The organism is Caballeronia arationis, from assembly GCF_001544975.2.
Classification (GTDB): Bacteria; Pseudomonadota; Gammaproteobacteria; order Burkholderiales; family Burkholderiaceae; genus Caballeronia; species Caballeronia arationis.
The window spans coordinates 1-8,220 of the sequence record NZ_FCOG02000197.1; the positions used below are offsets into that span (position 1 = coordinate 1).

Annotated in this window: 9 protein-coding genes; 3 read left to right on the forward strand and 6 right to left on the reverse strand. The window is 61.2% G+C overall.

The window, feature by feature from the left end; all coding sequences use genetic code 11:
- A partial coding sequence (locus AWB81_RS47625; RefSeq protein WP_235026134.1) for an alpha/beta fold hydrolase occupies nt 1-197 on the forward strand: 197 nt, incomplete at its 5' end.
- Between the two features lie 172 nt (nt 198-369).
- A complete protein-coding gene (locus AWB81_RS38580; RefSeq protein WP_062643403.1) occupies nt 370-819 on the forward strand; it encodes a hypothetical protein in 450 nt (149 codons plus the stop codon).
- Between the two features lie 18 nt (nt 820-837).
- Here the strand turns inward: AWB81_RS38580 and AWB81_RS38585 are convergent, their stop codons facing one another.
- From AWB81_RS38585 to AWB81_RS38610, 6 genes are all read right to left on the reverse strand, one after another.
- The gene (locus AWB81_RS38585) at nt 838-2,328 is read right to left on the reverse strand and encodes an MdtP family multidrug efflux transporter outer membrane subunit (RefSeq protein WP_087135493.1); all 1,491 of its coding nucleotides are present in this window, start codon (nt 2,326-2,328) and stop codon (nt 838-840) included.
- Nucleotides 2,325-4,430, reverse strand: a complete 2,106-nt coding sequence (locus AWB81_RS38590; RefSeq protein ID WP_062643391.1) for an FUSC family protein — start codon at nt 4,428-4,430, stop codon at nt 2,325-2,327. The genes AWB81_RS38585 and AWB81_RS38590 overlap by 4 nt, the downstream gene beginning before the upstream one ends.
- Nucleotides 4,431-4,439: 9 nt before the next feature.
- A complete protein-coding gene (gene mdtN / locus AWB81_RS38595; RefSeq protein WP_062643392.1) occupies nt 4,440-5,498 on the reverse strand; it encodes a multidrug transporter subunit MdtN in 1,059 nt (352 codons plus the stop codon).
- A 21-nt stretch (nt 5,499-5,519) separates the two neighbouring features.
- Nucleotides 5,520-5,816: a YtcA family lipoprotein gene (locus AWB81_RS38600; RefSeq protein ID WP_235026135.1), complete on the reverse strand. Its 297-nt coding sequence runs from the start codon at nt 5,814-5,816 to the stop codon at nt 5,520-5,522.
- Between the two features lie 330 nt (nt 5,817-6,146).
- The gene (locus AWB81_RS38605; RefSeq protein ID WP_062643396.1) at nt 6,147-6,512 is read right to left on the reverse strand and encodes a response regulator; all 366 of its coding nucleotides are present in this window, start codon (nt 6,510-6,512) and stop codon (nt 6,147-6,149) included.
- A 45-nt stretch (nt 6,513-6,557) separates the two neighbouring features.
- Nucleotides 6,558-7,196, reverse strand: a complete 639-nt coding sequence (locus AWB81_RS38610; protein ID WP_062643398.1) for a response regulator transcription factor — start codon at nt 7,194-7,196, stop codon at nt 6,558-6,560.
- Nucleotides 7,197-7,828: 632 nt separating this feature from the next.
- Between AWB81_RS38610 and AWB81_RS38615 the strand changes: the two genes are divergently transcribed.
- Nucleotides 7,829-8,074: a hypothetical protein gene (locus tag AWB81_RS38615; protein WP_062643401.1), complete on the forward strand. Its 246-nt coding sequence runs from the start codon at nt 7,829-7,831 to the stop codon at nt 8,072-8,074.
- Nucleotides 8,075-8,220 lie beyond the last annotated feature (146 nt).

Consider the following 8,220-nt stretch of genomic DNA (forward strand, 5'->3'; position numbering starts at 1 on the left):
AACTGGGAGTTTCGCAACTGCTTATCTGCACCTATCCGCACGCTGCGCTTGGCTTCGCGCGATTCTGCAAGACCGACTACTTGCCTCACATGTTGCGAAACGGCGTGCAACTCGCGGAAATCCCGCACTGCGGGCACTTCCCGATGTATTCGAACCCGGTGCGCATGTGGGCGCGTATCGCGGAGTTCCTTGGCTAGCTGCTCCGTTAGACAGACGTCCGCCGGTCAACCTCTTTTGATTGTCTGTGACCACCGCCGATGGGTAGCGGACGTCCGTATGACGGGATTGCATCGTCGATGATCATAGCGGCGAAAAATGCACGCGCGGGCGTTAATATGAATGACCGTGACTGGCAATGAGAGGATGCTCATGAACCCATCGGTCATCTCCGCACTGGCCGCACTTGTCGGTGCCGCCATTGGCGGCCTGACTTCGGTTCTTGCAAATTGGCTAAGCCAACGCACCCAGGTTCGCGCAGAGTGGCGAGCGCATGACCGCATCCGGCGGCAGGACCTCTATAAGGATTTCATCGACGAAGCGACCAGGTGTTATGTCGACGCGCTGCAGCACAACGAGCCGGATCTTTCCGCACTCGGCAGCCTCTACGCGAAGATCAGCCGCATGCGCATTCAGTCGTCGCGCGAAGTCGCAGACGAAGCCGACGTGATAGGACGCAAGATCGTGGACACTTATCTCGCTCCTGACAAGACCTTCATTGAAATACGCGGAATGCTCGCGGATGGCTCGATCGATATCCTTGGCAACTTCAGCGACGCGTGCCGCGCGGAGCTCGAATCGCTTCGTGCGCAGCAGTTCTGAATCGTGTCGATGCGCCGCTCAACGCGGATTGAGTTCGACAGGCGCATCGGCGCGATAGCCGCCGCCGAGCGCCTTCGTCAATGCAATCTCCTGACTGAGCAATTGACCGTTGAGCGTGAGCAGGGCGACCTGTTCGGCGATCACGGGCTGCCGCGCTTCGAGCGCCGCGACGCGGTTCGCCAGTCCCCGCTGATAATGCGCTTCGACGCTGTCTCTCGCGAACGCAACCGATTCGATCCGTTTCTTCTGTAATTCAGCCTCCTCGTCGAGCGCTTGAAGTCGGCTGCCCGTTTGCGCCACATCGCGTACCGCGTTGAGGACGGCCTGGTTGTACTGTTCAATCAACAGATTGCTCCCCTCGCGGGCGCCGCTCAGATTCGCGTTGAGCCTGCCGCCGTCGAAGATCGGCAAGTACAGACCGGGAATCAGATTGATCTGCTGACTTGCATGCGTGAACAGGTCTGCGAGATGCAATGCGTTGAAGCCGAAGAACGCCTTGATGTCGAAGCTCGGATAGAACGCCGCTTTTGCCGCGTCGATCCGGTCGAACGACGCCTGCACATACCAGCGCATCGCCTGCAGGTCGGGACGGCGTGCAAGCAGTTCATACGAGAGCGTCGCCGGCAAGGCCGCCTGCGAGCGCGGCAGGGCGACAGGCCTAATCGCGGGCAAGTCTTCGGGACCCGCACCGACCAGCGCCCGCAACGATTCGCGAAACTGCCGTACCTGGTCTTGCGCCGAAACGATCTGGCGTTCGATGCCGAGTTGCTGTGCGCGGGCTTCTTCGAGACGGGTCCTGGACTCGAGACCTCTCGCCACGCGCGCGTCGTGTGCCTTCACTCCGAACACCGCGACCTCATGGGATTCGTTCAGCAGATCGATAAGCTGGTAAGTCGTTTGAATGCCGTAGTACAACTGCGCGACATCGGTCGAGAGTTCGAGCTCGACCGCGGACGACTCCGCCAGCCGAGCATTGCTCACACCGAGCGACGCAGCGACCTGCGCGCGCTGCTTGCCCCATAAGTCCACATTCAAACTTGCACCCAGCCCGACGACGCCTTCGGTATACCAAGGGCCAGTGAGCCCCAGCGCCGGCTCGTTCATCGCGAACGGGCCGAGAAAGCCGTGCGCGGAAACGTGCTCGCGATCTACTAGCGCAATCGCCGCCACCTGGAGACTCGACCCGGTTCTGACCAACTCCACGTCGGACTTCGCCTGGGCGACGCGAGTGCGCGCGATCACCATCGTCGGCGCGCCGCTTAGCGCCTGATCAATGAGCGCATCCAATTGGGTGTCGTGATATTGCATCCACCAGCGCGCGGCGGGCCAGCCATCGCGCGCGAGATGGATGTCATCGGCGAGATCGATCTGAGCGGGGGCGATCTCGGTATAGGGTGTGCCGTTCTGATGGATCAGGGCGCAGCCCGTCAGGCCGAAGCACAACGACCATGCGACGCTCAGCGCGGAGCGACGCCACGGACCCGCACCGGGACCGATTCGCGCATTCATGTTCGCACCGCCCGCGAAGAAGACGCTGTGACAGGCGAATCGACGCGCCAGTCAGGCAGCCCTGCGACCTGCCGCAACAGTTCGTCCGCTGCGGAGATGAGCGGCCGATCGGTCGGTCGGGCCGATCGAACCGCTTGCGCAGCGACATCGGTGCGGCGCGGCGCGCGGGCGTCGGGCGGGTTGGCCGCAAGATCGTCCGCGTACCGGTTGAGGCCGGCCGAGGCCTGTTCCTGAACCGAGCGTACTGCGTCGACCGTTTGTGGACTTGAAGATGCCTCGTGCACGGACAACAGGTTGCTCAGCGCATGGCCGGCGAGCATGATCTCGCGCCCTTGCGCGAGCACGGTCTGCGCGTGCAGTGTCAACTCGGCATGCTCCGTTTCCTGCCAGCCGGGCTCGAGTGCGACACGCGACAGCGTCGCCTCGCAATCGGCAAGCGTAGCGCGCGCCTGCAACTCGCGCTGCGCAGCGGACAGTTCATCTCGTGTCTCGACGCCCGCCTGTGATGCGCGCAACTGCGCGGAGATGGCACGCAGCATCGTCGCGAGTTTCTGCCGCAGCAGGTCGCCCTCGCCCTCGCGCCAGAACGACATCTGCACGAAGGTCGCCACGCCGAAGCCTAGCAGAATGCCGACCATCCGATCGCGGATTTCGGTCAGGTTCGTGGTTGGGCCGAACTGTTCGAGCAACGCGAGTGAGAAGGTGAACACCAGTTGGACGCCTGCGTAGCCGATCCGTTCCGAACCGGACGAGATCCACGCCCCGATGGCGACGACAGGCATCATCATCAGCAGCAGCCCGACGATGTCGTCGAGATGCGGAACGACGAACACCACCATGAAAAGCGCCAGCGCACTTCCCGTGACAGCACCCGCCACCCGCAGCAACGCACGCTGCGTCGATGCGCCGAGGCTCGGCAGCGCGACGATCACGCACGTCAGCATGATCGTGTGGACGCCCTGCCAGTCCGCGGCGTTGTAGAACAAATAGCAGGCCAGGACGGCAAGCAGCGTCTTCAACGAAAAACGCGCGTACGCGGGATTGGTCCACGCGTCGGGCGCGACCATCGGCTCGCTTGCCGTTGGCTCGCCGGGCGCGGCCCCGCTCGCAACCACATCGGAGAATGCGTGCAGCGCCCGCTGCGCTTCGGCTGCAGCGGGAATCGCATCGCCGGCAGCGCGTCCTTCAGGCGCCGCCGTGCCCACGTAGCGATAGGGCTCGCCGGCCATCACCGAGTGATCGAGCGCCCGGCAGTTCGCGCGCAACTCATGCAAGATGGCATGCGCGGCCGATGCGTCAGGCCGGCCAGCAGGTAGTTCGCTCGCACCGCGATAGAGTCGCGACACTGTCGCGACGCATGCAAGCTGCAACGCCTGATGCTCGCGATAGTGCGCGTCACGCATCGTCGTGAACCGCAGCAACTTCTGCAAGGTCACCGCGCCTTGCTGGACAGCGGCCTGCGTGATTAGCGCGGTGTTCGCCCTGCCGTCGATAAGTTGCGTCAGCCGCGTTTCCACCGCCGCCAGTTGCCGATGGATCTCTGCCTTGAGTTGCAACTGCGGCTCGGCAGGCAACAGCAGCGTATTGACCACGAGCGTCAACGCGATCGGATAGTTGACAGCGACCCACACCCACAACGCTGCGCGGATCAGCAGGTCGGCCTGATCGGTCCGGTCTACGAAGCTCTGCACGTAGATCACAACAATCGCGACGATGAAGAACACGACTCCGATCCTGAGCACACGCATCAGGTACACGCTGCCGAAGAACAGCAGGCTCGCGATGACGATGCGCAGCAACGGGGAGTCGAAAGTGAATTTCAGCAGCAGGATCGACAGACCGATGGCAAGCGTCGATCCGACCATGAACATGATGCCGACCAGACGCGTGACCACGACATTTGACTGCGTGACGTAAAAAACCACCAGCAGCGACAGCGGGAGTTCCGGCACTTCAAGCGTCATCGAAACGACGATCACGATGGCGCTCGTCAGCAAGCAACGCAACATCACGTTCAGCCGTCCCGGATAGGGCGCCAGCTCGCGCTTCAGGAAGCCGGCTGCATCGCAGAGCGTGACGGGCAAGTAGTCATCGGCGGCCATGCGCGCTCCTCAATGACGGTCGCCGTCGTTGCCGCGCCCGGGGTGCAGCACGGCCACCGCCGATGTGCCGACGCGAAACAGCTCGGGATTTGGATGGTCGACCCTAATCTTCACCGGGAAGCGCTGCGACACGTGCACCCAGTTGAGCGTGCGTTGAATGCGCGGCAAGCCGCCCGGCAGAGCCAGGCCGCTTTCATCGGAGGCTATACCGTAACTGATCGAATCGACCGCGCCCTCGAAACGCTGGCTCGTATCGCTCATCAGGTAGACCGTCGCGGGCGTGCCCGATCTGACGCCCTTGAGTTCGGTCTCGCGGAAGTTTGCGACCACGTACCAGCGGCGCGTATCGATCAGCGTGAAGACAGGTTTGAGCGCCGACGCAAACTGCCCCGTCGATGTCTTCAACGACACGATGCGTCCTTCGAACGGTGCGCGGACGGTCGCGAATTCGAGGTTCAATTCGGCAATTGCAATCTCCGCCATGACGACTGCACGTTGCGCAACCAGTGCATCGACGCCGCTCACGGCTGCTGCCGCCTGCTGCGCCTGTAGTTGCGCGGCGCTGAGTTCAGCCTGCGTGGCGCGTTGTGCGGTGCGTGCACGGTCGACGTCTTCCGCCGACACGTAGCCCTGCGACAGCAACGGCTTCATTCGATTCAGCGTATCGGACGCCTGACCGGCGGCGGCGCGCGCGCGCTCGACGGATGCGCGCACCGACTGCGCGTTGTACTGCTGCGCGTTGACCGTGCGCTGGGTCAGCTCGATCTGGCGGTCGAGTGCCACGAGAGACGCGTTTCCTCTCGCCAATGCGTCCTGATAAGGACGCGGATCGATCCGGAACAGCAGATCGCCCTGCTTCACCGCCTGGTTGTCGTGCACGGCGAGCTCGACGATTCGCCCGTTCACTTCCGGAACGACGTCGATCGTATCCGCGTAGGCGTAGGCATCGTCAGTGCGCGGAGCGCGATCCAGTAAGCGGATAACGAAGATCAGCAGCAGCACGGTCACGACGACCAGTACGATCGCCGGCCATTTTCTGCTCGGTGCCTTACCCGCGGTCGTTGTCATTGCATCCGCCCTTATGGAGATTCAATGTTGAAACAGGATCAACCAGACAGCGAGCGAGAATAGAGTAACGAGCGTGGGACAGACCACTGCAGCAGGCTTTAGCCATTGGCCGCGTTGGACACGCTGCAGGATCAGGTAGACGACAACTGTAAGCACTACGCCCGCGATGATACAGAACAGCCAGTCGGGAAAATACGCACCGAGTACGCCAATGGACGGCGAGTTCGCGCACCCCGACATCGCAACTGCGGCAATCATGGCGAGGCCGATTGCACGCCTTGAGTACTTGCTCTCGGCTGTTGGAATTTGTCGATTCAAAGTCGTTCCTGTAGACGGAGTCAATGCCGCACATTGCGGATACGTTCGGGCCGCGGGTGACTTCCTTCGATAGCGCACGGAACCCGCCAATCCTTGCAGACGTACCGGGTCATCACGATACCGCTGAAGCAAGCATTCCGCATCACATGAATATGCAATATCGCCGCAAGAAACAGCGATCTAAAATCGGACGTCAGGATTGTCGCCTCCCCATGCATGATGCGACCGAATCCTGAGCCTGCTGCGCAGTAAGCCGCGATGTATCGGCAAAGAACGGAACGCAATCGGAAGCGTTCCGAATCCGCCGACCGCTTGCTGTAACGCCAGCCGTCAGGCGATGCTATCCAGCAGGTCCAGCAACGCGTCCCCGTCCACAGGCTTTCTGAAGAAACCTAGTGCGCCTCTTTGCAGATAGTAGTCTTCCGTATGCTCTCCCGGCTTTCCCGTGATGATGATGACCGGCGTGGCTGCGTCCGAATGGACCGTTCTCTCGAGTACCTGAATGCCATCGATTGGCCGCATTCCCAGATCCGTAATCACGCATACCAGATCCGACCAGCCTTCGGAAAAAAAATCCAGTGCAGATTCGTAGGCCCGTGTCCCATACCCGCCAGAGGCCAGCAGGTTTGCCAGAGACGTCAGAACGCGCCGGTCATCGTCGATCACGGCAACGGTTCGAACCGGAGGCGTCTGCATTTTTTTCTCCGGGTCACCGGGTGCAGCAAGAGATTGGTTTTGGCGTCAGGCATCGAACGTGGTCGTCGACGAAGTCTCGAGCCGAAGTTGGCTTGCCTGCCTGACCAGCGTGGCAAATGAATCCGCTTGCATCTTTCTCATGATGTGGCCGCGATGCACCTGCACCGTGTATTCGGTAATGCCAAGGACCGCCGCCACCTGCTTGTTGAGCAGGCCGCTTGCCAGTAGCGGCAAAAGTTCCTGCTCACGAGGCGTCAGCGATTGGTAGAGCGCCCGGAGTGCAGCTGCATGTTTCGCTTCCCTGCGAAGAACGTGCGCTCTGGCGATTGCCGCATCAACCGCGCGTATCAGCGTATCCTCATCGAGAGGCTTGGTGAGGAAGTCAACAGCCCCGCCCTTCATAGCCAGGACGGTGGACGGCACATCTCCCCGTCCGGTAATAAAAATGACGGGGATCTGCGAGTCCCTGCTGACAAGCTCCTGGACTTCCAGCCCGCTCATGCCTGGCATTCTCAAATCCAGGATCAGGCATGCGGCGCAATCTTGACGGGGCGTGTCCAGAAACTCTCTGCCGGAGTCGAATGCACGCGCGTCTCTGCCGTTTGCGCGCAGCAACGCACAGAGTGCTTCGCGCACCCGACGGTCATCGTCGATCACATAAACCAGTTCACTTGCGGATTCCATGCACCCCTCTGTTGCCAAGTGAAGCCACACTTGATGGCCGCAAAACCGGCCCGCGGCAATCTCGCCGAATACTCCTTCACACGTTCGCACCAACAAAAAAATTATAGTCGCCAGGAAGCGCGACCAACTGCGTTCTGCATTACATGAATATGTAATGGTCCTGGCCGCGATGAAGTTGTAGCCTTCGCTTTTCGCCTCGCGAGCATGGGCGCTCACCTCCAAGATGCCGCAGCCCGAACCGGCGGCGCCGCTATCGGCCCCGTGCTATGTTGTTCGCGTCGATGCGCAGCCTTTGACAGTTCGGCTATGCTCATCAAAACTGCGTCATTGAGAAAGCTTTGATCCTTCGCGAGCCGTCATCCATTCGCAATGGTATGACATATCGCGATTGCATTCACAATCGATTCGCGCTCCAACGGTATGCGTGACCGAGCCTCGCAAGTACCAAACAAGACAACCAGCGACCCTCTCCGCCCGATTTGCGCGCAAGAGACTATTGCGCTGGAAAATCCCGTCATTGGCGCGCAAATGCAGAGCAGCACTATCCAATACGCCGACAGCCTTCGAGGCTGACATGTCTACCGCGTTGATATCGCGCTGCAGGCTTTGCCTCGCTCGGGATCGCTGGCGCGATGCTGGCTTCCGGCTACCCGTCGTCGGCCTTCGGCTCCATCAGCCGTTGCGCCGTCGCAATCGGCGCGGTATGGCTCTGCGCCGAACTGGTCTCCCAGCGCCCCCCGCGGGCGGTCTCAACGGCGCGATTGAAGGACGACCCGTTTGATCTGCCGATCGATCAACTCAGCCGGAACATCTGGTCGAGAACCGGAGATGGCGAACTTGAATATGTCAGTCAATCGATCCTGGACTATTCAGGGTGAACCGCCTCCGATTTTGCTGGACACGAATTTGGGGTAAAAGTGTGTCTGGAAACGGAGTTGAACATGCTGAAGAAGTCGAATGTCACTGAGGTTGTGCCGGGGGCGGTGGAAGGAGCGCGTAGCGCGACTGGAAGCGCCCCCGGCGC